Source organism: Cytobacillus oceanisediminis 2691, from assembly GCF_007678455.1.
In the GTDB taxonomy this organism is placed as follows: domain Bacteria; phylum Bacillota; class Bacilli; order Bacillales; family Cytobacillaceae; genus Mesobacillus; species Mesobacillus oceanisediminis_A.
The window spans coordinates 156,943-182,965 of sequence record NZ_VEEP01000011.1 but is presented as its reverse complement, the minus strand read 5'-3'; the positions used below and the strand labels follow the sequence as shown (position 1 = coordinate 182,965).

The following is a 26,023-nucleotide window of genomic DNA, read 5'->3' as shown; positions in this document are numbered from 1 at the left end:
CATGGAGAGAAGCTGGTGGAAATTCGAACTTCATAAAAGAAAGATACTTAGTCTTATCCTCTTGCTGGCCTTTCTTTGGAGTCTGACATCCATACATTGGAACAAGGACTTGTTTCATGGCGGAGGAATAAAAACGGCCAAACAGATTGCAACGGCATTTTTTAGTCCAGATTTATCGAAGGATATACTCCAGCTTGCCCTGGAGTCCACCTGGACGACGCTAAGCTATGCTGTGGCAGGAATGAGCCTGGCCCTTGTCATTGCTTTTTTCTGGGGAATCCTTGCTTCTGGAGTCCTTGTATCCAATTTAAAAACAAAGCGGCATGTAAAAGCATTCTTCAGAGGTCAGCTTGGCTTCATGCGAGCAATCCACGAGCTTGTTTGGGCCTGGCTGTTCGTTGCTTCAATCGGCCTTTCCCCCTTTGCCGCTATTTTTGCCTTGGCCATCCCTTATGGGGGGATTCTGGGCAGGATTTTTGCAGACATGCTAGAAGACGTCCCGACACAACCAATCAAGGCATTGGAAGCTGCTGGCGCAGGCAAATTCCAGTCACTATTTTACGGATACCTTCCGATGGTCAGGTCAAGCATCGTAAGTTATGCCATGTACCGTTTTGAATGCGCGGTTCGTTCATCAGCCATCATGAGTTTTGTAGGCATTGGCGGGCTGGGCTACCAAATACAATTAAGCCTTGATGATTTACAATATAATGAAGTATGGACATTTGTGTTCTTCCTGATCCTTCTTGTCATCCTTATCGATGTCTGGAGCAATCTTTTAAGGAAGAATCTGAATTCAGCAAACGCAGAAAAAAAACAGCTGAAAATTTCTTTCTATTCAATGATTCTACTCGCCATTGGATCTTGGCTTTCCATTTACACCATCGAAAATGCTAGCCTATCAATGCTATTCACAAAAGAAAATCTCCAATACTCCAGTCAGTTCTTCAAAGGGCTAATTGGGATTGGTGAAGATCAGCCGGCTTTTCTGAGCAGTGACAGCTGGTCCAATGCTGTTTCCCTTACATGGGAAACATTAGTGATGAGTATAATGGCCACTGGGTTTGCAACCATTGCAGCCATATTAACAATGATTCCTGCAGCCAGGAATGTGGCAGACGGGTCGCTTACCCTGTCAAAAAAATGGCATGGATGGCTGTCATTCGGTATTGTGCGGGCTGGGTATATTTTCACAAGGGCCGTTCCGGAACTGGTTTGGGCCATGATTATCATCTTTATTTTTAAGCCTGGAATTCTGCCTGGTGCGATAGCACTTGCCCTTCATAACTATGGAATTCTTGGCAAGCTTTTGGCCGAGGTAATAGAGGATTTAGATTCCCGCCCGGTGAGGAACCTGGCATCCTGCGGTGCAAGCAGGGTCCAATTATTATTATACGGTGTCCTGCCGGCTGCGCTTCCCCGTTTCCTGACGTATATACTCTACCGATGGGAGGTAATCATGCGGACCACTATCGTAGTTGGCTTCGTTGGAGCAGGTGGACTTGGACAGCAATTCAAATTAAGCATGAGCTTCTTCCATTATACAGATATCACACTATTACTGTTCTTCTATCTTGTTCTTGTCTTTGCTGCAGACTATATTTCGGAAAAAGCAAGATTCTTCATAAAATAAACCCGGCCAGTAAAAGGCCGGGTTTAATCTTTTCCATTTAAAAACCTTATAGAAGATCCAACTTGTCCAGCCCATTTTCAAGGAAGTATTTTTCATAGCGGGCTTTCAGCTGGAATAGTCGATTAATTTTTTCTTCAATCGTAGAATTGAAATCGACTTCACGTTTTAAATCAATCGTTGCCAATTTATGCGTAAGCTGGTCCCAAAAGACATCTTCCTCATATTCATCGATAATGGCTTCGACTGTTTCTTTAAGGCTATCGGAAAGATAGTAATACTCCTCTTCATTGTCAAAGTATATTTCTTCACCAGCTTCAAAGTCCCTTGCAAGGGAAAAAATATACTGTTCCAGGTCCTCTGCTTTTTCGGCCAGTCCATGATTTGCTTCCGTCAGTCCAAGCGGCCAATTTCCAAGCTGCAACAGCTTGACAAGCGTCAAAAATTGATCTTTTGAAAGGTCAATTCTCATTACACCCTCCCCTTTCATATGCTTGTTCCATTTATATGATGGAAGTGCGCCCGATTTTCCAAAATTTCCGCGACATCTTCGACTTTTTCGTGACCGCCCCTTAACTCCCAAACGTGAAAAATAAAAACGGCAGGTCCCTTTTCCAAGGGCCTGCCAGAATCTATATTAGTTGCTAATGTTTATTGCTTCACCAATTAACTGAATGTCTTTATAAATCTCGTTTTTCACATCACTGTCTTCACAATGCGCATATTCATCGAACAAACGGCCTAATTCCTTGATAAACAAAAGATGTTCTTCTACTGCAACCATACAGAGACCCCTTTACACACAAGATGACCATTGGCATTTTCTGTAATTCCGTTTTCTCAGACCTGAATATTTACCCGTTAAATAAACTATCAAACTACCAATTTTTAATAATATATGCAGCAGCTGTCCACTATATGACAACCATTGTTTAACGAGTGGCCCTTTAAGGTAAGTAATTAGTAGATATAATAACCAGGGGGTAATGAAATGTGGGTTCAACGGCCTTTTTTTAAATATTCGACAGGTCTTATCCTGATACTGCTAATCATCTTTCTTTTTGGTAAAATTGATTACTTCGTCTCGCCTCTGCAAAATTTTATAATCGCCATTTTCTTTCCGGTCCTGATCTCAGGCCTGATGTATTATATTTTACGTAAGCCGGTTCAATGGATAAGCCGCTATCTCCCTAAAATCGCCAGTATTTTAATCGTGTTCGCCCTTGTAGCAGGATTATTTACAGCCTTATCTTATTTTGCAGGCTCCCTATTGGGAGAAGAGATTAGCGCCCTGACAGAAAATTTTCCTGAAAAAGTCGACGAGGTTACAGAAGAATCCCAAAAAGTCATCAATGACAATAAAATAGGAATTATCAAGGCAGATGAAATCAAGCAGAAGGCTTTAAATTATTTAAGCAAGCTCTCTCAAAATCTCGGGGAAAATATCATGACATTATTTTCCGTGATTACGAGTATTGCAACTGTTCTAGTCGTAGTACCTTTCCTGGCTTTTTTCTTCCTGAAGGATGATGAAAAATTAAGACCATATATTCTAAAGCATATACCCAGTGAACATGCACAGGAAGGAAATAAAATTTTAACGGACATTGATAAAACCTTGTTTACCTATGTAACAGGACAATTCATAATCGCACTGGTTGACGGTATTTTAATGTACTTAGGATATTTATTTATCGGCCTGGACTACGCTCTCTTGCTTGCGGTCTTGGCAATGTTTTTAACTATCGTTCCATTTTTAGGCCCCCTTTTAGGAATCATTCCGGCGCTGTTCATTGCATTAACGAACAGTCCATTAATGGCGCTTAAGGTGCTCATCGTGCTGGTGGTCGTGCAGCAGCTGGAGGGTAATCTTGTCACTCCGCAGGTAATGGGGAAAAAGCTCAGCATCCACCCAATTACCGTCATCCTGATTTTGATTGCAGCCGGATCATTGTATGGATTTATCGGCATCCTGATTGCCATACCACTATACTCGGTGGTAAAGATCATCATCAAGGATGTTTGGAAGTTCTATAAACTTCGAGATAAAAAGATATAACCTGAAAAAGACAGCCAAATTCCTCTGGCTGTCTTTTTTGGTATTAGGAAGCAGGAACTTGCATTTTTTTACATGTGCCGTGTACATAGTACGGAACTGGGTTCTTAGTCTTTCCTTAATTAGAGTTCTCCCCGCCATCCTTGAGTCCATTAAGAATCAATGGTCGAACGGACGAGTCTGTAAGCAGGCCACTGTGGCTAACACCGCTAATTTCCACATTGTCTGCTCCATCAATAATCGAACTCGTATACGGGTTAATAACCGTATCGGCACTGCTGAATATCGATGTATATTGGATAACTGAGGTAGAATCATTTCCATTTGGGGTTTCATCAACACTGTTCAAATCATTCAGGAAAGCACTCCCTGGCACCATTTCCCTTGCTCCCTCAGTCCATAAGCCGAAATAAGAAGAATTTGTTCCATGATGCGGTGAACCTAAAGTTATAACGTCATCGACATTCTGGGCACCATCCAGGTACTTCACATAATAGCGAGTGCTTAACCCACCCATACTATGGGCGACTATGTCTACTTTCGATGCTTTTGTCTGCCGAAGGACATTTTTAATGAACGATTCCAATTCATACGCGTTATTAATATTGCTTCCAGTTGTATTCGAATATTGGATAGCAAACAGATAGTTTGATGGCCATCCCTGGCTGACAAGCCATTGTTTCATATCATCATAACTCGATGATGAACCTGTAAACCCATGGACAAAAACAACCGGATCTTTTTCAGAGGCCGCTGTAACCCTCTTGGCTGCACCGGCGGGTGAAACAAGAACAAGGAGCAGGACAATCGAAACAGATAAACTTATAAATCCCCTGATCATTGCTTATATCAATCCTCCTAAATATATAATCTATAAATCTTATGGAATTGATTTCGTAAAATTCCATAAATAAAAAAAGGAATATATGAATTCAGCAAGATTGATTTGAAACCGTATAAAAAGGGATTTATTTGGGCAGTCTATTCCCAATTTGATATAAGGGAGGATTTGCCAATGAATCGCGTCAACTCGTCATTCCTGACACTATTAGCACCGGCCTTTTTGATTGCTGGTTGCAATACTTATACAGATGAAGGAGCAGGAAATCCTCAAGTTTACGGGGAGAATAGCCCGCGTATCCAAAATGTTAATGAGGAATACCGCTCTGCTTCTTATAATCAGACATACAGGATGAGGGTCGAGGATGACTTAGAGGATCAAGTAGTAAGGCTTCAGGATGTGCAGAGCGCTACCGTCATTTCTATCCAGAGACAAGCCTATGTAGCTGTTGTGCTGGAGGATGGCAATACTGAATCTGTTCCCGACGACGTATACGATGAGATCACCAGCCAAATTAAAGCCGCCGATGAAACGATTTCGGAAGTTTATGTATCATCAAATGCAGATTTTGTTGTGGAAATGTCGGATTATCGTGATCAGCTGCAGAGCAGAAGACCGATCCCAGGGCTCGCAGAAGATTTTAATGATACGATTGAAAGGACATTCCCTGTAAATCGTTAAAACAATCCGGAGTGAAAGGGCATCGGAACATATCCGGTGCCCTTATCATCACTTAAATAGGCAGGCTGGTTTCCCCGCTGTCCGCCCCTTTCGACAATTCTGCATCAATCATTTTATCAAGCCGGATAATACTTTGTTTCGCCCGATCGTGATCTATTTTTCGGTAATGGTGTTCACCGCCTTCTTCTTCGTCTTTTTCATCCGCCCATTTTACGACTTTTTGGAGCGGAGTACGGACAATATCATTCGAAGGCAAAAAAGAGTCTGTGTGGAAAAGGATGGCAAGTGAAGTGGCTTTCGCCTGTACGGGGTTTTCACCCAGTCTGATCAGGAGCTTGTGCGCTCTTTCCGCTCCTTTTATAGGGTGGATATCGTTCTTCCGGTATAATTCGTAATCCCACTTTCCGTTTTTGTACCAGGTAAAATGGCCGATATCGTGAAGGAACCCAGCTTTGGCAGCCATATCTACATCCACATTATGCTCCTTGGCAAGCTGGAACGCATGATAGGCAACTGCGATTGCATGCGCCATTCCAGAACGTTTCAAATACTTTTGGGCAATATGGTGTTCATATATATCCAAAAGAGTGACATCTCTCATTGGCTGACCTCCATACATAGTGATTTGCTTATTTTTATGAATGTTAACAGAATTAAAGAAAAATTGCACACTTAAAACCTTCCTTATCTTTGTAACGCTAAAAAGGCCGGCAAAGAAGTCCCTTTGCCGGCAGTCTGTCATTAGTTCCAGTTTTTCAACTTCTTTCTTACACTCTCTTTTATCCTTACTAAAATGGTCTTCTCTCCTTTAGCTCCCTTTTGTTTGTTCCATTCATTAAAACTTGCGACACTGATAAGGATTGAGCCTGCAATCAGGAGGTACCCCCACCACGGAAGGTTTCCCCAGAAAGGTCTCGTTTGCAGGAACAAGTTCAAAAGCAAGACCCCCGCTCCAACAAAGAAATACGATTTTACCCTCAGCCACATACCCACAAGCATGGAAACAAGCGACAAGGACCCAAGAATCAATGCATCATAGACCGTGTTGCTTGCCAGCCCATCCTGAATTAGCAGCAGAGAGACAATCACGAGAACTGCCCATTGAATATAGTCTATAATCTTTGCATTTTGCTTTTTGAACATCCGTCGCATGAAGATGACTAGCCCCACGAACGGCAATACATATACCTCCCTTTCTAATAAAGCTGGAACTTCGATTTGCCCAATGACCGTATAATACGGTACCAGTAAATAGGCTCCTGCCAGAAAAAGAATCCACTCAGAATTCACACCGTTGATCCTGTTTTTTTGAAGCCATAATCCTCCTGAAAGAAGCAGACCATGAATAATCAGTGCCCAGTACGTTTCAGTGTGAAGTGGTGCGATTGAGCAGATGAACAGGAAGCCAACGATTGTATAAGCATCTAGACTCTTCAGCCCATAAACACCGCCACTCTCCCAAAAATGCTTATACAGCCATGTTCCTAGTAAAACAGTCGTGACTCCAAAGGCAGCAAGGATGGCAATCTCGAAAAACACTTGAAGATTGGACAGGAACATAAACTGGATTGTTCCGTAAAAAATCATCAGCAACGGTGCAATGGCAATCAAATCCCACTTAAATCGGCGGAGCAGGACCAATACAATCACCGCATAACCAATCGTTATACCATATAAAACCCATGTGTATGGATAGGCGACGAGAAATTTTAAGATTCCCAATAGCGAAAACGGAATCAGATAAAACTGTGTTCTGTTTTTAAAATCCCTGGATGAAAAGAACCAGATGACTGTGATTAACATACTGACCATCAGAAAAGCATATTGACTCGATTCTTCTGTTGTAAAATAGCTGATCCCAGTCTTGGTTGCCATAAATAATGTAGTGAACGCTCCATACAGGAAGGATTTGATCATCCATTCTTTCTTCGCGAATATAAGGCTTGCAGCATATACAGCTGTTGCGACCAGGTAGCTCCACACCGCAGTATCTTCATAATAGAAAAAGTTAAATGCCATGAGAGGAATTAAATATATATTTCCAACCCAGGCAAAACCTGTTGCCAGTCGCGTTTCCTTACCCCGCAGCCCTGCTGCCATGCCCAGCAGCAGCCATCCTCCTGCTGGCATTAAAAGTGACTCCGCTATGTCATTAAAGAATATAATCTCTTCACTTATTGAATTTACAGTGATCAGATACCAGACAAGGATAATGATTCCCGGCAAAAATACTATTATTCTTTCCCTGACCGCAAAGTAAAGCAGCAGTGACATGAAAATGCCGACAAACCAGATAAGTGATTCGCCATATATGCTGTCAATATGTGAAACGAACGTAAAGAATAGGCTGATAGCATAAAAACCATGGGCAGTGAAGAAGGAACTTTTGGCTAGAACGGAATCTTTCATTTTCCTAAAGGCCCTGTGAACAGCTAAAAGCAAGATTCCTGCCATCGCAAAGTTTCCTGGCATTCCAATAAAATCATCATACATACTGGATTGGGTCCTTACTTCCTCTCCAAATGAGGCAACAGCCAAACCAAGGCAGACTGGAACAGCCCACTGAGCCAAAGTAGGGATAAGATTCCTAGAATCGATTTTCCGCATGCTGTAAAATACAAAGCTCGTGAGCATGAACATCAGTCCCAGCTCCCACCAGCCAAACATCGAAAAAGTAATAAGGACCATGAAAAGCATAATCAACAACCCAATATCACGCGAGCTGGTTTTAATGACCTGAAGCTGCTTATGTTGAAGCAGCCAGCCAAAGGTCATAAAAAGGACCAGACCAATTAAGTATAACGGCAGTGTTAGATTCTCGAACTGAATCCAGTTTTGCAGCTTCAACACCACTTCAAACAATGCGGCCGCAAGAAATATCGGGCTTAGATATGCAAAGATCATATTTCTATCTGCATTTGCAAGATAAATGAAATTAGCAGCAATCAGCAGGTAAGCCACAAATAAAACCAGCGACGGATTTTGTGAGTGCATCATCAGTCCCTCAGCGGTTATGAAGAGGAACGCAAAAGCTGATACAACTGCACTTGTCATTTGGAAAGCCTTTTTCAAAGAAAATTGGTCCCCGAACAATCTTGGCAATAATAGAAAGACAAATCCAAGAAGCGCATAGCCGATAGGACTCACTTCTGTAAGACGCCAATTTTCTAAGATTTGATAAGCACCATACACTAACATAGTGCTGAACACAAAATGGTACTGCTTTTGGCCAATCACAAAAATCATGGATAGATAAACAATGGAAGTTAAAATCAAACTGAATCCATTGAAAAACTGATTCTCATAGAAAAAGAGCATCAACAAAGTTGATAAGACTAAGTTAGCCTGTGAATAAACGGCAAGTTCCCTTGTGAAAAGAGGCAGACGGCCTTTCTTTTTGAGCTGGTGATACCCAGTGATCAAAATCCCATTGAAAATCACCAATCCCAGGTAAAACCCATCTGATTCAAGACCTGTTGCCCTCAGTACATAAGCAGCCGCAATCGAAGATGAAATAAACGTAAACCATACAAATAGTCTTGATGATAATCCCCTGGCAAGCATGGCATAAATCGGAATCAGAATTGAACTGCTGATTGTTCCTAAAATGAATCTTCCTTCACCGTAAAATGATAAATAAGGACCTAGCAATTCAAACCAACCCAGTGACAGAGTGAAAATAGGCAAAAATAAACTTGCAAGTACCACAAACGCGAATGCGGTCTTTTCGATTTTCAGCACAGTGTAGCTTATATAGGCGATACCATAAAATAACACCGAGACAAGGGCGATCGATCCAGCTTTCATCCAGGAAGTCATTGTGTCCCAATTGCTTGTCGCCACGAACAGGCCGCCGATTAAGAGCATAATTACCCCAATATTCAAAGACCAGGATATATTCCGTTCACGAATGTCTTCTGGAGATTTCTTAGGCCTGATTTTCACCGATTTCGGCTTCGTTTCCACTTTATTTTCAGATGAATTATGAACATTACTTGTGTGTTTAACCTGCTGTTTCGTTTTTACCGATTTAATACTATGTTGATCCGCACTTCTGACTGTTCTTACCTTCTCTTTCTCCTGCTGTTCCCTGGCAAGCAAATCAATGAAATATTCATTATACGCTTCAGCGACGGTGTCCTGTTCCTGTTCAGAAACATAACCTAGCTCCTTTAAATGATAGAGCTCATCACGGAAAATTCTCCGTCTTTCCTCTTTAGGAGTGAATTCCATTTTTATCCCTCTATTCCTGTATAATCCCAATCTGATCATTTAGTGTAATTTTACACCATTAATAAAATAATTCAATATTTTATCAGGAATTTCCATACGTGTTTTTTCGACAAACTCTGTTCCATTCATGCCTAAATCCCTTTATAATAGCAAAGTGGTACAGGTTTAAATTAAATAATCACAAAAAATATTAAGAGATTTAGAGGTTAATAAGATGGCTGATTTTTTATGGGTAATTTATCTCGGGTTTCTGGGGACAACGGCAATCTGGTTTTTAATTAAAGGAAAATACAAGAACAATATCACCAGACTTGACTTCATTGTTTCGATCATAACCTGGATGGGTCTATTCGGATATGTAACTGAAACGGAAATGCTGGTAACTTTGGTGTGGAAAATGGTATTTATTCTTGGACTACTGTGGGATGTGGTATTCACCATTTTCTTTGCTGAACGTTTTGCCGGTGATTTTGGCTTTGATGAAGATGAGGAATCAATGCCAGTGGCAGCGAGATTGGTTGGTTTGATTACTGTCGCACCATTATATTATGGAATTTTTCAATACGCTTTTTAAAACGGCTTTGGCCGTTTTTTTGTTTATCTAAAAATATTATCTCAACATAATAATGTTGTTTTCTAGAATAGCATCGCCCTATTTTTATGGATTTTAAGCACTTTTTCACAACAGATTTACCTGGAATTATCACCAGGTACTAATAGCAACGGAAGTGTATTTCTGAGACGGACACCGTTTGGATACTACGCCGATCGCAATCTGAGCAATAAAAAAAAGATAAAACCAAATGGTTCTATCCTGTTATTGCGGACCACTGTATAAATTGCTTTTGCCTACGTCATTTCATTCTACTTGCATATTAAAAGACCATCAGTTTCGATTACTGCTAGTCCGTATACATTATAGAGGCAGCAAGGACACTGTTTCTTTCCTCTTAAGCTGCTCCACCATCTTGATCCATTTCTCTGGCTTCTTTTCGAGTACAGAATAATAAGTCGTCAAGAAGTCTGTGATTAAAGCTGCCGGCAATTCAATGGTTTCCTCATCACCCGGCATGAAGCATAAATCCAACCCTTCTACAGCTTCTCCGTCATTTTCCCATGAAGGATGGACATAATCTAAATCCAATCGCTTATAACCCAGGTGCGAAAGTACTTCGCGTCTAACAAATGGGTCCATTGTTTTTACGCCGCCAAACTCGTGGTCTGTTTTACGATAAGGGTCATAAATTTCAGCAAACATCCCGAATAAGTCTACACCCTGCTCAGCTGCTAGGCTTTGCAGATCATCCATTCTTTTATTGACTAGAAAGCGCCCAATGCTAAGGCCCGGTTTGCCGACAATCGTGAAGTCTGTCATTGCGATATTCCAATCCGGGTAATAGCGGTATTCAGTCACCCCCACGACTTCTTCTTCATGGAGGGCAACGAAAACACGGATTCCCGGGTCTTCAAGCGGTTCTTTCCACAGATCAAATTCCAAAACTTCCTCAGGAGGGAAAACCTCTTTCATTAAGTTATGGAGTTTGGCAAAAAGGGGATCTTCAATGCTGCTAACACGGATATACTCCATCTAAAATGCTCCTTCTCGAGTCAGATTTTTTCTGCTTCTTCCCAGTCTGGATATAGATCTGTTCGACGATCACGCCAAGTTGTCACAGAACCTCGCTCCCTTACTTCGTACAAAAGCTCGAGGTCAAGGTCTGCAGTAACGACCATATCATCATTCAGTTCTCCTTCTACCTGAAGACCTTTAGGAGGGAATGGGATATCATTTGGTGTGATGACTGCCGCCTGGCCAAAGTTGGCACGCATAAAATCGACCGTCGGCAACGCACCGACTGTGCCGGTCAAAACTACATAAACTTGATTTTCGATCGCCCGTGCATGGCTTGTATAACGAACACGGTGGAAACCATGTCGGTCATCCGTGCAGGAAGGTACAAATATAACATCAGCACCTTTACCTTTAGCCATTCTGACAATTTCCGGGAACTCAATATCATAGCAGGTCAAAAGAGCAATTCGCCCCTTTTCTGTATCAAATACCCTGAAATCCTCTCCCGCACTCATATTCCATTCATTCACTTCAGTTGGTGTGATATGGAGCTTTGCCTGTTCAACGATCCTTCCATCGGGATAAAACATATGTGCCACATTATATAATTTTCCTTCTCGCGCGATGACATGTGTTCCTCCGATGATATGCATGCCTGTTTCCAAAGCGAAATTCTGGAACAGGTTTAAGTATTGTTCAGTAAAACCAGGGAGTTCATTGATGGTCAGTCTTGTACCCTGTTCACTGCCGATTGATAACAATTGAGTAGTGAAGAACTCAGGAAACAATACAAACTCAGAACCATATTCCTGTGCTGTTTTAACATAATGCTCACATTGCTGAGCGAACTCTTCAAACGACCTGATCGTGTGAAGATGGTATTGGACTGCGGAAACCCTCATTTTCATCCATCATTCCCCCTGTATAATAAAGAAATAGCATCTTGAAATCAAAACTTCAGAAATACGAAAATCATTATAGTACATTTTATTTTTTTTGGATATATTTTTGATTAAAAAAACCATATTAATATGAACAGATAAGAATTCATGAAAAAAAGAACGAGAGTGAACCCTCGTTCTTTTTCATTTCGAGAAAATTTTATTGGTAAAACCAAGCGGGACCATAATCATTGTATATCCGCTTGCACTTAATAATTCATACCCACCCCGCTTAATAGCAAACTGCTAGCAATTTATATCTTTTTAATATCAATAGCTATCAATAATTGGGGTTCCCTGTCGAAATTCCTGAAATATAGCTGTTTATCTGCTTTCCAACTTGCCGAATTATCGATTTTCCTGTCTCATTATCTTCCAGGCCATCGATCAGGACAGCGGCATATGCTCTTTTGTCTCCATAAGTGATAAAAGCACAGTCATGCTCAATACCAGCCAATTCTCCAGTCTTATTTCCAATTTCCATTAAAGATTGATCCATATAAGCAGGCAGTTTTTCCTTAAATTGCTGCTGAAGGAGCAAAGCAGTGAATCGATCTCTTGATTGCTCCTTCAACCATTGGCCTTCAATAGCTTCTTTCAGGCAAAGTACAATATCCGCAGAAGTGGTGAAATTATCGTTTCCGGCTTGGGCAGCTTTGAAATCTAGCATTCTTCGCTTCAGAATCGTGTTTTTCATCCCGATTTTTGAAATTGTCGAATTAATCGGGGCCATTCCAATCAGGTCGATCACCAAATTCGTTGCTGAATTATCAGAAACGATTATCATAAGGGTCAACAGGTCATGAATGGTTATCTGCTGTGTGTTCATTGCTTGCAGGACCCCTGTATCTCCCACTTTGTCTTCTTGCCTGACACTTAGCAGCCTATCCGGCTGCAGAATTCCTTCCTCCAACTGCCTCAAAGCCTCAAATAAGATCGGCAGTTTTATCAGGCTCGCTGACCGGAAAACTTCGGTACTGTTAAACTCTATGATCCTATCTTCAATTTCTAAAAACAAACTCGCCTGGCCTTTCCCACTGGCGAGTTCTTTTACTAGTTGATCCTCTAATTCTTCAATGTGCATCATACCAAACCCTTACCTGATATTTACTAACATTTCCTTATTCCTATCGTTGGCTACATCTTCATTATATAGATGACAAGCTACAAAATGGTCCTTATCGATTTCTTGCCAGACCGGTTTCTTCTGGGCGCAGATTTCCATTGCGTGTTTGCATCTTGTCCTGAAAACACAACCGCTTGGCGGATTCATCGGACTAGGCAGTTCTCCCTCAAGAATGATGCGTTCTCTCTGGTCTTCGATATCAGGATCAGGTATTGGGATGGCCGATAATAATGCCTGGGTATATGGGTGAAGCGGTTTATTATACAGCTGGCTGCTTACGGTCAGCTCGACGATGTGGCCAAGATACATGACACCAATCCTGTTGCTTATTTGCTTTACCATAGAAAGGTCATGGGCGATGAATAAATATGTCAATCCTTTTTCCGCTTGCAGTCTTTTCAGCAGATTCACTACTTGCGCCTGTACAGATACATCCAGTGCGGAAATCGGTTCATCAGCAATGATGAAATCCGGATCGAGCGCAAGTGCTCTTGCTATTCCTATCCTTTGACGCTGGCCGCCGCTGAACTCATGGGGATAACGATTTGCATGATCCCGATTCAGGCCAACATCCTCGAGCAGTTGATAGATGCGTTCAAGACGTTCCTTCTTATTTGGAAATAACCCATGGACTTCCATTGGTTCGGCAATGATTTCTTTGACTGTGGATCTCGGGTTCAAAGATGCGTAGGGATCCTGAAAAATCATTTGCATCTGCTTATGAAATTGGAATTTCTCTTTTTCAGATAATGCATGGACATTTTTGCCGTTGAAAATGACTTCTCCATCTGTACGGTCATACAGACCAATCATCGTCCTTCCGGCAGTGGATTTGCCACAGCCTGATTCTCCAACAAGCCCGAATGTCTCACCTTTAAAAATATCAAATGATATACCATCTACAGCTTTCAGTACTTCATTTTTACCCATTGTGAAATGCTTCTTTAAATCTTTGACACTTAATAGAACTTCATTTTTCATCATTATGCCTCCGTATTCATCCAGTAGCGTCTAGCTGCACAGAGTTCTTTTTCATAGATTGTACCTTCGAGCCGAATGATTTCAATGTTCTTACCTGTATTGGGAGAATGAAGAAGTTTCCCATCTCCATAATAGATGCCTACATGATGAAGTTGTCCTTTTCCTTCCTCATATGCGAAAAAGAGTAAATCACCTGGCAAAATATCATGTATTTCTATTTTCACGCCGGCTGCTGCCTGTTCATGGGCATCCCTTGGAATAATGCAACCATTGGCCCGGCACATACTGTAGCTGAATCCAGAGCAATCATATCCATAGCTGCTCATTCCTCCCCACAGATATGGCAGCCCAAGGAATTGCTCGCCCGCTGCAACGATTGCATCGCCATTCTTTTGCGGAATTTCTTTTTCAGATGGATGGACTTCAACATCCTCTGTCCGCAAAATTCCGATTCCTGTTGGCGTCTTGACGCGGATGCGGTCGACGACATCCTCCACGACAGGCAGCATTGTCTGATAGCTTAATTCCATCAATTTTTCATTTTGCTCTGAGTAAAGCAAAGCTTTCCTGGAGGTTACCACAGCAACTTGGCCTTTCTTGATATACCAATCAGACTGTTGAATCAGCTGATCTTTTGGGATCCAGCCCGGATAACCTCTTTTGTCTTTGCCTGAAGGCTGGTCCGGGATAACGACATGGACCCAATCATCCTTTTCATCAATGATCAAAACTTCCTGGCCAAATAAAACCTGTGATTGAACGAGGTTATCATCACATAATTGCAGCCTCAGTTCATACGTGAGTTTTTCGAGCCATTCTTCCAAATTAACGTTCCCTGATACAGCAGCTTCATCGATTTCCCTTGAAGAATCATAGGAAGTCCAAAGAGTTGCTACCGGTACATTGACGAGCCAAAAATTATTGCTTTCCATTGATCATTCCTCCTTCAAAAAGACTTGTTCAATCCCAAGGCCTGTTCGTACGGGAAGTGTTATTTTTCTGCCATTATACTTTATCCCGCCTGAAATGGATTCTTTTGCAAGCATTAATGGTGCATCAAAATCAAAGCGAGTGATGTTCTTCTTGCTGGCGGCAAAATGGGCAGCAGCCGTGATACCGAGCTTGGTTTCGATCATACTGCCTACCATGCATTCGATCCCGGCTGTTTCAGCCAATTGGTTGATGATTTGAGCCTGATAAATTCCGCCTGATTTCATTAACTTTATATTAATCAGATCTGCACTTCTCCTTCTGATCACTTCAAATGCCTGTTTTGGTGAAAATACACTTTCATCGGCCATGATCAATGTATCAACCGAATCTGTGACCTGTTTCAGGCCGTCGAGGTCCTCGGCTTTTACGGGTTGTTCTACCAGTTCGATGTCCAGACCCGCATCCTCCATGCTTCGAATTGCCCTGACTGCATCCTTCGGTTTCCAACCCTGGTTCGCATCAAGACGGATTTTTATCTCTTTGCCGACCCTGTTGCGGATTTCTTTGATCCTCGCAATGTCTGTAGATATCTCGCCAATACCTACCTTAACCTTCAGGACATTGAACCCATTCTTCACGTATTCAACTGCATCGTCACCCATCTCTTCGGGACTATTCACGCTGACGGTAAAATCTGTTTCGATTTCATTCCTGAAGCCGCCGAGAAGTTGATAGAGCGGAAGACCGCAATTTTGAGAGATGCAGTCGTACAATGCCATATCTACAGCTGCCTTCGCACTTGTGTTATTGACAAGGATTGTTTTTAACCCCTGAAAAATAGCTTCATAGCCAAGAAGATTTTGATTTAATAAGAAAGGGCGGATTACATCATTGATTCCTGCTTCAATGCCAGAAAGACTGTCTCCAGTAATCACCAAAGTCGGAGGTGCCTCACCCCAGCCAACAATCCCATTATCACATGTGATTTTAACAAAAGTCGCTTCAGCTACAGTAACTGTACGAAGAGCCGTTTTAAAAGGCTTATTCAGAGGGACTGCTGTGCGGAATGTCTCAATCTTTTCAATAATCATATCCTTATCTCCTTCGGTACTAGTTAATGCCACTCTCGACAAATAAATGTTTTGTTTCGGTGTCCATTCTGGCAGCCGCTCCCAACGGGACTCCAATATGCGGTGCACAGTGACCCATTTTGAATCCCTTTAGTGCAGGCCTGCCCGCGAGCTTAATGTAGTGTTCGATGACTTCATCCAAGGATAATGACAGGTCCCTTTCCGGAACACAATTATTGAAATCACCTAAAATAATTCCGGTTGCCTCCTGTAATTTCCCTGCCATATACAACTGATTAAGCATCCTATCAACAGCACGCGGTTCTTCATTAATGTCTTCAATCAACAGGATCTTGCCTTTTGTATCAATTTCAAATGGCGTCCCCATTGAACTTGTTAGGAGTGATAGATTGCCGCCGACCAACGGGCCTTCAGCTGCACCCCTTACCAGTTCTTCTATTTGCGAAAGATCAAGACCATATCGCAATTCTGCTGGCTGGAACAATTGCCGGAATGTCTCTTTGGATAGTGGATGGGCACCTTCTTTGCCAATATCCGAGGCAAGCATGGGACCATGAAATGTGATGAGGCCAGTCTTCTGCCGAATGGCTGTGTGTAAAAATGTGATATCGCTGTAACCCCAGAATATCTTTGGATGTTTTTCAATTAGTTTATAGTCTATAGATGATGCGATTCGTGCGGTGCCATAACCACCTCCGGCACAGATAATCGCATTAACCTCGTCATCAAGGAACATTTCATGTAAATCTTCCAACCTCGCATGATCATCGCCAGCAAGATAACCATATTCTTCGTATAATGATTTACCTAATTTATAGTTCAAACCAAGCTCAGCAATAAAGGCTAAGCCTCGCTTCAAATTTTCTTTATTTGGCGGACTTGCTGGCGCGATGACTGCAACAGTATCACCTTTATTCAAACGGTTGGGCTTAATTGCCATGTCAATCAACTCCCTTTAGTCATTTTGGACAAGTTCATAAGATATATAATTCCATTAATATGGTAAAATCAAAATCTTTCCGTGAAAAAAGAATAGTATGTTATAGGATATTAATTAATGGCTCTGTTAAAGCTAAATTCTAATTCTACTCCTGTTGATTGTAGTGGAAGGCGCGTAGACTCCTCCGAAAATGCTAACGCATTTCCATCGTGCGTGGGCAGGTTCGAAGAAGCTTATCAATGTCCCGCGGGCTTAGCTGGTCAGGTGAGACCCCGCAGGAGCAAAGCGACGAGGAGGCTCAGCGCCAGCCCCAAGGAAGAATTGCTTATGAAAAAGACGGCAGTTGGTCTTTTTCATATCTTCCAGCGGAAAGCGAAGCGCCTGGAACGAAAATCAACAGTCTTGTTTAACAGAGCCTATTTTATGTACTATTAAAAAGAGGTGTTCCAAGACGAACACCCCTTTCTTAGAATCATTACTTCTTATCGGCCCACTTCAATTCCAGATATCCTACTGGGTGGCGCACAACACCAGTTACAGCTTCGTTTTGAAGATATACCTGATTGTAAAAATGAACAGTGAAGATTGGAGCTTCTTCAAAAAGAATCTTTTCAGCTTCGTACATTAATTCAAAACGTTTCGTTTCATCAGATTCGTTCTTCGCTTTTTGAATCAATTCATCATACTTCGGATTTCCCCAGCCCGTACGGTTCATGGAGTGTCCAGTCTGGAAGTTTTCCAGGAAGTTGATTGGATCTGCATAGTCAGCTAGGAATGAGCTTCGTGAAAGCTGGTGCTTCAGTGCTTTCTGGTCTTCTGCGAAAACATTCCATTCCATGTTCGCTAGCTTGACTTCCACTCCCAAATTTTCCTTGAACATTTGCTGCAATGCCTCTGCGATCTTTTTATGAGTATCGTCTGTGCTATAAGTCAGGGTAACGTCTGGAAGTTCAGAATACCCTTCTTCTTCCATACCCTTCTCTAGCAATGCTTTAGCTTCTTCAATGTCTGTCTTGTTAAAATCTCCATTTACTTCACGGAAATCTTTGCCTGATGGATCTTGGAATCCTGGAGATACAAAACCATAAGCTGCTTCTTCTTTGTTCTTTGTTACAAAATCAACAATTTTTTGCTGGTCCACAGCAAGTGCAAACGCTTTACGGATATTCACGTTTTGGAATGGTTCCTTCGTAACGTTGAAGCGGTAGAAGTAATCTCCTGCCTGGTCTTCAACCTGGACCTTTCCTTCTTTAAACAGCTTTTCGCTCAGTTCAGCAGGTACGTCTGAGACGTCAAGGTCCCCTGCCTGATACATTTGATATTCAGTATTTGTGTCATCAACAATCGCCCATTCAACACGGTCAAGTTTAACGTTTTCTGCATCCCAGTACTGGTCATTCTTTTCCATGACGAATTTCGTATCATGTTCCCAACTTGCCAGATTGAAAGGTCCATTGCCTACAAATGACTCCGCTTCTGCGAACCATTTTGGATTTTCCTTCGCAACTTTTTCATTCACCGGGAAGAAAGCCGGGTTAGCAATTACACTAAGAAAGTATGCCTGTGGACTTGTCAAAGTAACTTCGAACGTCTTTTCGTCAACAGCCTTTACTTTGACATCTTCAGCAGGCCCCTTGCCACTGTTGAAATCTTCTCCGCCTTCGATAAAATAACCCAGGAATGCTGCAGATGAACCAGTCGCAGGATCAAGCAGACGTTTCCAGGCAAATACGAAATCATTTGCTGTTACATCATCACCATTAGACCATTTTGCATCTTTACGGATATGGAATGTGTATGTTTTTCCATCTTCAGATACATCCCACTTTTCTGCCGTCGCAGCTTCTGGCTGATGTTCTTTGCCAAGTCGTGTCAGGCCTTCCATCAGGTTGTTCAACGAATTCCATGATGCGGAATCGAAACCGATTGGCGGATCAAACGATGTAGGCTCCTGGCCGTTATTCAGGTGAAGTACCTTTTCGCCGCCTTTTTCGCCACTGTCTTTTTCTGTTTCTTTGCCAGCTTCATTATTGGCGGTACATGCCGCCATCGTGAACACAAGCAATGCTGCCATTAACATTGTTAAGATCTTTTTCACTTTGTCTCCCCCTTAAGTTGAACTTCTTTTATATCAAAAGGCAAAAGCCTGTTTGACCATTATTTGTTTGCGAGCAGCTTTTGGGCACGCTCATCCTGAAGCCAGCAATCTACTGCATGGCTATCCGAAAGGCTGGTCTGATCAGGATATACTCTGTCACATACTGACATCGCATATGGGCATCTTGCTGTGAACGGGCATCCCACAGGCGGAGAAAACAAATCTGGCGGTGTACCTCCAATTGGAATCAATTCCTCTCCTTCTACATCCAAACGGGGTACAGAGTTCAATAACCCTTTAGTATACGGGTGCTGTGGATTATAGAAGATTTCTCTTCTGGTACCTGTTTCAACGATCTTGCCGGCATACATGACAGCAATCCGGTCAGCCACTTGAGCCACTACACCAAGATCATGGGTAATCAAGATAATTGATACGCCTGTCTTTTTCTGAATATCCCTGAATAATTCCAGGATTTGCGCCTGGATGGTCACATCAAGTGCGGTTGTAGGCTCATCCGCAATCAAAACCTCTGGCTGACATACTAGCGCCATCGCGATAACGATCCTTTGCCTCATGCCTCCACTGAATTGATGCGGGTATTGTTTTAACCGGACATGCGGACTGGGGATCCCGACAAGGGACAGCATATCAACCGCTACTTTTTTCGCCTGCTCTTTGGTCAGCTTCATATGCTGCAGGATTCCTTCAGTAAGCTGGTCGCCAATCGTCAAGGTTGGATTCAGTGCCGTCATCGGATCCTGGAAAATCATCGAAATATCCGATCCGCGTATTTTTCGCATTTCTGAATCTTTCAATTTTGACAGGTCTTTCCCTTTAAAAAGAATCGACCCTCCATCAAACTTCCCTGGCGGTTCTGGGATCAGTCTCATGATGCTTTGCGAAGTTACGCTTTTACCGCATCCAGATTCTCCAACGATAGCCAGGGTTTCTCCCCTATGTAAATCAAAAGTGACACCGCGGACGGCTTTTACCTCGCCCCCATATGTCTTGAATGAAACATGAAGGTCATTTACTTCAAGTACTTTTTCCATGGTGCTTACCTCCTTAGCTTCGGATCAAGTGCATCCTGAAGCCCATCACCTAACACATTAAACGAGAACATCGTCAAAGAGATGAAGAATGCCGGGAAAAACAGCCTCCACCAATCACCCGATAATATGACCGGCAAAGCATCGCTGGCCATTGAACCCCAGCTCGCCAGCGGTGCCTGGATTCCAAGACCAAGGAAGCTAAGGAATGCTTCAGCAAAGATTGCCGATGGAACGGAAAGGGTGATTTGAACGATGATCGGTCCCATCGTATTGGGAAGAAGATTTTTGCGGATGATCCGCCCTGCTTTTGTACCGAATGTCTTAGACGCTAAAACGTATTCATAATTCTTGATTTGCAGGACCTGACCGCGGACAATCCTCGCCATTCCTATCCATCCTGTTATCGTCAAAGCAAATATGATCGTAGCCAGGCTTGGTCCCATCACAACGCTGATTAGAATCACCACCAGCAAATACGGCAGTCCATAAAGTACTTCAATGACCCTCATCATGTAATGGTCTGTCCTGCCGCCCTTATAGCCAGCAATACCGCCATAGATGACGCCAATGACAAAATCAATCAAAGCCGCTGCGATGCCGACGAACAAGGATATTCGTGCCCCGTACCAAGTACGTGTGAATACATCGCGACCCAGCTCATCAGTACCAAACCAATGTTCACTGGATGGCGGGAGGTTCTGGTTGATTAAATCCTGATGGTCGACTGTATGTGGTGAAATGAGTGGCCCGAAAATAGCCATAAAGGTCAAACCTGATAAGCAAAACAATCCCATCATTGCCAGTTTATTTTTCAGGAGGCGTCTCCAGGCATCCTGCCAATACGAGAGACTGGGCCTGACAACAGCTTCTGCTTCTGAGTCACTCTTTTCTATAGGAACAAACCAGTCATCGGGAATCGACGAATTTGTCTGATGTTCCTGATGTTTTCGCAGAGCCATCATTTCCCCTCCTTTTTATGAAGTTTGATTCTCGGATCCAGGATTCCGTATGCCAGGTCAACCAGGAAAAGCATCACGATCAGCACAGTACTGTAAAAAATCGTGGTTCCCATAATGACAGGATAGTCACGCTGGTTGATGCTCTCGACAAAGTACTTGCCCATGCCCGGAATCGCAAAGATTTTTTCGATTACGAAGGTACCTGTCAAAATGCTTGCCGCCAGGGATCCCAAAATGGTTACTACCGGAAGCAAAGCATTTTTCAACGCATGTTTGAACACAATTTTTACAGGGGAAAGCCCTTTTGCTTTCGCTGTCCTGATATAATCCTGAGTCAAAACCTCCAGCATGCTCGCCCTCGTCAAACGGGCGATGATGGCCATTGGTCCGGTCGCAAGTGCCAATGTAGGCAGGATCATATGCTTCGGGCTGGTCCAAGTGGCGACGGGCAAGATTTGCCAGGTCACGGCAAGCTGCTGGATCAAAAGCGTGGCCATCACAAAGTTAGGGACGGAGATCCCGACCACCGCAATGGTCATTGCAAGATAATCGATAATGCCGTTATGCCGCAGGGCTGCGATGATTCCCAACAGAATTCCTGAGAAGATTGCCACAATGAGCGTGACCATTCCCAGTTCAAACGAAACCGGAAATCCTCGGCCCAGCATTTCGTTCACGGTTTGGGAGGATTTTTTAATAGACGGTCCGAAATCGAAAGTAACAACTGACTTTAAATACAAGATATATTGAACATAAAGCGGTTCATCCAAATGGTAAAAACTTTCGAGGTTTTTTTGTACAGCCTCGCTTGTCGCCCGCTCTTCGTTAAAAGGTGAACCAGGTATAGTGTGCATCAAGAAAAAGGTCAGTGTAATGATGACCAATAAAGTCAGCGCCATAGAGCCCAGCCGTTTGATTATGTATTGCAGCATTAACTCACTTCCTTATCATGTCTTCATGTCAGCAGATGTCTTTGACGGTCTTAATGAAAGCACAGGCATCAAGATAGCGAAAACACTGCTTACGAAAAAGTTGTTCTCATGGCTAACTCTGTCATCACAAGCATAGCTTGATAGGCTTCTAGAATATCCTTTGCCTGAAAACGGACAATGGTCGTTCCCACTTCTATTTCCGTTCCCGGCATCAGATTAGCCCACTCTGCCTGCCCATAGTTAGCGAATTGGATTCTCAGGACCGGATTATCCGGCGGAGTAAGCGGTTTCACTTTGTCGCTGTTTTTAATAGCTTGTTCTGTCTTCTCGGCAATAAGTTCCCCAGCTTTGATAGGTGTTAACGATTTTGCCGCAGATCTCGAAATTGACTCCTTAACAACCGCAGTGGTGATATTTGGAATCAATGCTTCTGCTTCTCTTGCTGCTCCATCATCTCCAGCCACCATGATAACTGGTACCCCAAAATAACCTGCTACATATGCATTAAATCCGAGTTCCCCAATTTGAACATCGTTGATCCACATATTGCGGACACCAAAAATCATGGAATGCGACATTACGCCACTCATTGAAGCTCTGGCATGATAGCCGACAAACACTGCTCCTTTAAAACTGTCATCCAATCCCTGGACCATCGAGAAGGGCTTCACATCACCGGTTATCAACTGGGTATCAGGGTGAAGATCTTCAATCAGCAGATTATTCATTTTAGAATGGCTGTCATTGACGATGACTTCCTCACATCCAGTTTCAAAAGCCTTAGTGATCACATAGTTCGCTTCCTGGGTCATGATTTTCCGGCTACGTTCGTAATTATGTTTAGATGAATCCACATGGGTATGGTCTACCAATCCGGTGATCCCTTCCATGTCCACTGATATGTACAATTTCATTTTCAACCAACTTTCTATAAATAAATAATTATCTTAAAATTATAAATAATAAATCTACCAACCGCAACCTTTTCTCCTATAAATTTCTGCAATTACTAAGAAATAGGAGTATTGTCACTAAAAGTAAATATGGGTAAAAAACTATTTGTGCAATAATAATTTTTGGGTGTCTATTTTATTTAATCTGGATAGAAACTGAATAGTTAATTAATATTTTATGATGCATGTGAATACGAAACAGCTTTTTCAAAATAATGGTATTCAGGAATAAAAAAGAGCGCCAGAAATGGCACTCCTAATCTCTAATATTTTCTTGTTCCATCAGTTCAAGGAAATGAGTCAGTACCCGTGCTGTCAATCCCCAGATCACCTTGCCATTCACCCTATAAAAATATTCATCCATTGATCTGGTCTGCCAGTTGTAATTCTCTCCACCGATAATCAAGTCAAACGGAAATCCATCCTCTGGTTCGACCTGGAAATTAATTTTATATGTAGCCGGCTGATTCTTTTTGAAAAATGCCAGGGGAACAGTGAAGACCTCACCTACCTCGGCTTCACTCGGCTTGATTGACTCTGGGTTATTTATCGTTCCAACAAACGGGTAGATGATGGTACCAAAAGCTGACACCATAAAATCCAATGGAATCATATTTGTGATCTCACTCTCTTTAATACCCAGTTCCTCTGACGTTTCCCTTGCAGCAGCTACTCTTGGTTCCTCTCCCTTTTCAATCCTGCCGCCGGGAAAACAAACCTCGCCAGGCTGCCTTCTAAGTGTAAGTGCCCGTACTTCAAACAAGATATGAACCTCATTATTGACCTCCACCAACGGCAGCAGCACAGCAAATTTCATAAATTGTTCATGTCCCAATATTGAGGGTGTACGCCCCAATAAAGCTTCTGATATTTGTTTAATTTTCATTATTGGACATCCACTCTCCCCGTATAAGTATATGTCTTTATTGTATTATGAAAAACCATTGAAAATAAAGGAAACGGCTCTTGATATTTTACAGAGTAAAAATAATCTAAGAAGAGTTTTTAAAAATCCTGAGTAAACAAGGTTGTTGCCAAAAATCACTTAAAACTATTTCATCCGATACACATTTATCCTTATTGGCGAATCCAATATCCTTAATCAAAATGTTTCCATTAATAAAATCATTTAATAGAAAATAAAGCGCAAAAAGCTTCATTGGTGATTTGAATCTTTATATACCGGATAAACATGTCACTAATAAGATCTATTGGTGACTCTAATCTCAACATAATGGAAAAAAAGGTCTCCAAACAAGCTCCATTGGCGACATAAATCTCCACTTACTGGAAAAACAGGGGCACCAATAACCTTTATTGGTAACTCGAATCTCCATTTACTGGTAAAACAGGTCACCAATAACCTCCATTGGTGACCGAAATCTCCACTTACTGGAAAACCAGGTCACCAATAACCTCTATTGGTAACTCAAATCTCCACTTACTGGGAAAACTAGTCACCAATAACCTCCATTGGCGACTCTAATCTCCACTTACTGGAAAATCAAGTCACCAATATCCCTCATTGGCGACTCCAATCTCCACTTACTGGAAAATCAAGTCACCAATAACCTCTATTGGTAACTCAAATCTCCACTTACTGGGAAAACTAGTCACCAATAACCTCCATTGGCGACTCTAATCTCCACTTACTGGTAAAACAGATCACCAATAATCTCCATTGGCGACTCTAATCTCCACTTACTGGAAAATCAAGTCACCAATATCCCTCATTGGTGACTCCAATCTCCACTTACTGGAAAATCAAGTCACCAATAAGATGTCTATTATACAAACCACTGGTTCCGCCTCTAGCAAAGCAAAAGACAGCGACAAATTTGCCGCTGCCCTTAATTCGATAATCAACCTGTTGATCGTCCTTTGATTGCTTTGTATGCAATCAATATGATGCCAATTACGAGGAGGATGTGGATAATTCCGCCGGCTACCTTAAAAACCAGCCCCAGCACCCAGAGTACCAGCAATATTGCTGCAATTGTCCATAACATTGGCAAACATCTCCTTCCCTGTTGTTGTCTTGGTTAAAGTTTACCCTTTTGAAATTTTTATTAAACAAGCTGCCCTCTAACTGGAGACATGATAAATATTTGATAACATATGTGTCGTTGTGTAAAACTTAAACTATTCATTCATGACAGGAGAAATTCACATGGGACCATACAAGATTTTATTTTTGGATATAGACGGAACAATCTTAACGCCTGATGACACGATTGAGAATTCTACAAGGGCAGCCATTAAGGAAATGAAAAAACAAAATATTGAGGTGGTATTGGCTACAGGACGCCCGCTCCACGAAATATCGGATCTTGCAGAGGAACTTCAGATTACCTCTTTTATCGGATATAACGGTGCGCTCGGCATATATGAAGGAGAAACCATTTTTGCAGAACCTATGAAATCTGAGGATGTAAGATACATCCTGGACATTGCCGATGATAATGATCATGAGGTGGTCTGTTATTCGAATTCAAAAAATTACTTTACCAGCCTAGAGCCGGATGCGGTCCAAGCCTTTCAAAAACATTTTCATTTGCGCCAGAATGATATTTTTACTGAGGATGCCATTGAAGATGTTCTTGGAATGACAATCATCACAGCGGGAAACAAAGATTACTCCCTTTACCAGTTCAATGATGGAATCCATTTATCCCAAGTGAACGTTGAGGGCATGCAACACTGTTTCGATGTCATTCGCGATCAAGTTAATAAGGGAATTGGCGTGGAATTTCTTTTGAAAAAGCTTGGTATAAAACGTGAGGAATCGATTGCTTTTGGAGATGGTATGAATGATAAGGAAATGGTGGCCTTTGCAGGAGAAGGATTTGCGATGGGCAATGCACACCCTGATTTGTTTCAGCATGCCAAACATAAAACCACTTCTGTCACCAATTCAGGAATATATAACGGATTAAAGTCACTTGGGTTAATCGAATAATAGCCACAAATACAGACCCGCAATATAAAAAAGGAACCTCA

General features: G+C 42.2%; 25 protein-coding genes. 6 read left to right on the top strand and 19 right to left on the bottom strand.

Going from position 1 to position 26,023, the window contains the following annotated elements:
• The first annotated feature begins 1 nt into the window (after position 1).
• Positions 2–1,633 carry a PhnE/PtxC family ABC transporter permease gene (locus FS736_RS20490; RefSeq protein WP_144480813.1) on the top strand — a complete coding sequence of 544 codons (1,632 nt, stop codon included), beginning with the start codon at positions 2–4 and terminating at the stop codon, positions 1,631–1,633.
• 46 nt (positions 1,634–1,679) lie between these two features.
• Here the strand turns inward: FS736_RS20490 and FS736_RS20485 are convergent, their stop codons facing one another.
• Both FS736_RS20485 and FS736_RS24475 read right to left on the bottom strand, forming a co-directional pair.
• Positions 1,680–2,102 (bottom strand): hypothetical protein, encoded by a 423-nt coding sequence (locus FS736_RS20485; RefSeq protein ID WP_144480812.1) that lies wholly within the window; start codon positions 2,100–2,102, stop codon positions 1,680–1,682.
• A 165-nt stretch (positions 2,103–2,267) separates the two neighbouring features.
• Positions 2,268–2,414, bottom strand: a complete 147-nt coding sequence (locus tag FS736_RS24475) for a hypothetical protein (RefSeq protein WP_186326872.1) — start codon at positions 2,412–2,414, stop codon at positions 2,268–2,270.
• Positions 2,415–2,621: 207 nt separating this feature from the next.
• On the opposite strand from FS736_RS24475, the gene FS736_RS20480 reads away from it, so the two are divergent.
• On the top strand, positions 2,622–3,689 hold the full coding sequence (locus FS736_RS20480) for an AI-2E family transporter (protein ID WP_144480811.1): 1,068 nt from the start codon (positions 2,622–2,624) through the stop codon (positions 3,687–3,689).
• 115 nt (positions 3,690–3,804) lie between these two features.
• Here the strand turns inward: FS736_RS20480 and FS736_RS20475 are convergent, their stop codons facing one another.
• Entirely contained in the window at positions 3,805–4,527 is a 723-nt protein-coding gene (locus FS736_RS20475; RefSeq protein WP_144480810.1) for an esterase/lipase family protein, read from the bottom strand.
• Positions 4,528–4,701: 174 nt separating this feature from the next.
• Here FS736_RS20475 and FS736_RS20470 point away from each other — a divergent pair, with 174 nt between their 5' ends.
• Entirely contained in the window at positions 4,702–5,208 is a 507-nt protein-coding gene (locus FS736_RS20470; protein ID WP_144480809.1) for a YhcN/YlaJ family sporulation lipoprotein, read from the top strand.
• A 52-nt stretch (positions 5,209–5,260) separates the two neighbouring features.
• On the opposite strand, the gene FS736_RS20465 is transcribed toward FS736_RS20470, so the two are convergent.
• Both FS736_RS20465 and FS736_RS20460 read right to left on the bottom strand, forming a co-directional pair.
• Positions 5,261–5,809: an HD domain-containing protein gene (locus FS736_RS20465; RefSeq protein WP_144480808.1), complete on the bottom strand. Its 549-nt coding sequence runs from the start codon at positions 5,807–5,809 to the stop codon at positions 5,261–5,263.
• A gap of 140 nt (positions 5,810–5,949) precedes the next feature.
• Positions 5,950–9,441, bottom strand: a complete 3,492-nt coding sequence (locus FS736_RS20460) for a hypothetical protein (RefSeq protein ID WP_144480807.1) — start codon at positions 9,439–9,441, stop codon at positions 5,950–5,952.
• Positions 9,442–9,655: 214 nt separating this feature from the next.
• On the opposite strand from FS736_RS20460, the gene FS736_RS20455 reads away from it, so the two are divergent.
• Positions 9,656–10,015: a hypothetical protein gene (locus FS736_RS20455; RefSeq protein ID WP_144480805.1), complete on the top strand. Its 360-nt coding sequence runs from the start codon at positions 9,656–9,658 to the stop codon at positions 10,013–10,015.
• A 342-nt stretch (positions 10,016–10,357) separates the two neighbouring features.
• Here the strand turns inward: FS736_RS20455 and FS736_RS20450 are convergent, their stop codons facing one another.
• The 7 genes from FS736_RS20450 to FS736_RS20420 form a co-directional block, all read right to left on the bottom strand.
• On the bottom strand, positions 10,358–11,029 hold the full coding sequence (locus tag FS736_RS20450) for a GNAT family N-acetyltransferase (RefSeq protein WP_144480803.1): 672 nt from the start codon (positions 11,027–11,029) through the stop codon (positions 10,358–10,360).
• Positions 11,030–11,049: 20 nt separating this feature from the next.
• Complete coding sequence (locus tag FS736_RS20445) at positions 11,050–11,922, bottom strand: carbon-nitrogen hydrolase family protein (protein WP_144480801.1); 873 nt, start codon at positions 11,920–11,922, stop codon at positions 11,050–11,052.
• Positions 11,923–12,235: 313 nt separating this feature from the next.
• Positions 12,236–13,042 carry a serine hydrolase gene (locus FS736_RS20440; protein ID WP_144480799.1) on the bottom strand — a complete coding sequence of 269 codons (807 nt, stop codon included), beginning with the start codon at positions 13,040–13,042 and terminating at the stop codon, positions 12,236–12,238.
• 9 nt (positions 13,043–13,051) lie between these two features.
• On the bottom strand, positions 13,052–14,062 hold the full coding sequence (locus tag FS736_RS20435) for an ABC transporter ATP-binding protein (protein WP_144480904.1): 1,011 nt from the start codon (positions 14,060–14,062) through the stop codon (positions 13,052–13,054).
• A 2-nt stretch (positions 14,063–14,064) separates the two neighbouring features.
• Positions 14,065–14,994 (bottom strand): C40 family peptidase, encoded by a 930-nt coding sequence (locus FS736_RS20430; protein WP_144480797.1) that lies wholly within the window; start codon positions 14,992–14,994, stop codon positions 14,065–14,067.
• A gap of 3 nt (positions 14,995–14,997) precedes the next feature.
• Positions 14,998–16,086, bottom strand: coding sequence for a dipeptide epimerase (locus FS736_RS20425; RefSeq protein WP_144480795.1), 1,089 nt, complete (start codon positions 16,084–16,086; stop codon positions 14,998–15,000).
• A 19-nt stretch (positions 16,087–16,105) separates the two neighbouring features.
• A complete protein-coding gene (locus FS736_RS20420; RefSeq protein ID WP_144480793.1) occupies positions 16,106–17,026 on the bottom strand; it encodes a S66 peptidase family protein in 921 nt (306 codons plus the stop codon).
• 239 nt (positions 17,027–17,265) lie between these two features.
• Here FS736_RS20420 and FS736_RS24470 point away from each other — a divergent pair, with 239 nt between their 5' ends.
• Positions 17,266–17,436, top strand: a complete 171-nt coding sequence (locus tag FS736_RS24470) for a hypothetical protein (protein ID WP_186326871.1) — start codon at positions 17,266–17,268, stop codon at positions 17,434–17,436.
• A 65-nt stretch (positions 17,437–17,501) separates the two neighbouring features.
• On the opposite strand, the gene FS736_RS20415 is transcribed toward FS736_RS24470, so the two are convergent.
• From FS736_RS20415 to FS736_RS20385, 7 genes are all read right to left on the bottom strand, one after another.
• Positions 17,502–19,106, bottom strand: a complete 1,605-nt coding sequence (locus tag FS736_RS20415; protein WP_144480901.1) for a peptide ABC transporter substrate-binding protein — start codon at positions 19,104–19,106, stop codon at positions 17,502–17,504.
• Between the two features lie 77 nt (positions 19,107–19,183).
• Positions 19,184–20,179 carry an ABC transporter ATP-binding protein gene (locus FS736_RS20410; protein ID WP_144480791.1) on the bottom strand — a complete coding sequence of 332 codons (996 nt, stop codon included), beginning with the start codon at positions 20,177–20,179 and terminating at the stop codon, positions 19,184–19,186.
• Positions 20,180–20,184: 5 nt separating this feature from the next.
• Positions 20,185–21,138 carry an ABC transporter permease gene (locus FS736_RS20405; RefSeq protein WP_144480789.1) on the bottom strand — a complete coding sequence of 318 codons (954 nt, stop codon included), beginning with the start codon at positions 21,136–21,138 and terminating at the stop codon, positions 20,185–20,187.
• Positions 21,138–22,070, bottom strand: a complete 933-nt coding sequence (locus FS736_RS20400; protein ID WP_144480787.1) for an ABC transporter permease — start codon at positions 22,068–22,070, stop codon at positions 21,138–21,140. Before FS736_RS20400 ends, FS736_RS20405 begins: the two co-directional genes overlap by 1 nt.
• A gap of 89 nt (positions 22,071–22,159) precedes the next feature.
• Positions 22,160–22,984 carry a M55 family metallopeptidase gene (locus FS736_RS20395; RefSeq protein WP_144480786.1) on the bottom strand — a complete coding sequence of 275 codons (825 nt, stop codon included), beginning with the start codon at positions 22,982–22,984 and terminating at the stop codon, positions 22,160–22,162.
• 295 nt (positions 22,985–23,279) lie between these two features.
• Positions 23,280–23,909, bottom strand: a complete 630-nt coding sequence (locus FS736_RS20390; protein WP_144480784.1) for an NUDIX hydrolase — start codon at positions 23,907–23,909, stop codon at positions 23,280–23,282.
• A 976-nt stretch (positions 23,910–24,885) separates the two neighbouring features.
• Positions 24,886–25,032, bottom strand: coding sequence for a lmo0937 family membrane protein (locus FS736_RS20385; RefSeq protein WP_144480782.1), 147 nt, complete (start codon positions 25,030–25,032; stop codon positions 24,886–24,888).
• 161 nt (positions 25,033–25,193) lie between these two features.
• On the opposite strand from FS736_RS20385, the gene FS736_RS20380 reads away from it, so the two are divergent.
• A complete protein-coding gene (locus FS736_RS20380) occupies positions 25,194–25,982 on the top strand; it encodes an HAD family hydrolase (protein WP_144480780.1) in 789 nt (262 codons plus the stop codon).
• Positions 25,983–26,023 lie beyond the last annotated feature (41 nt).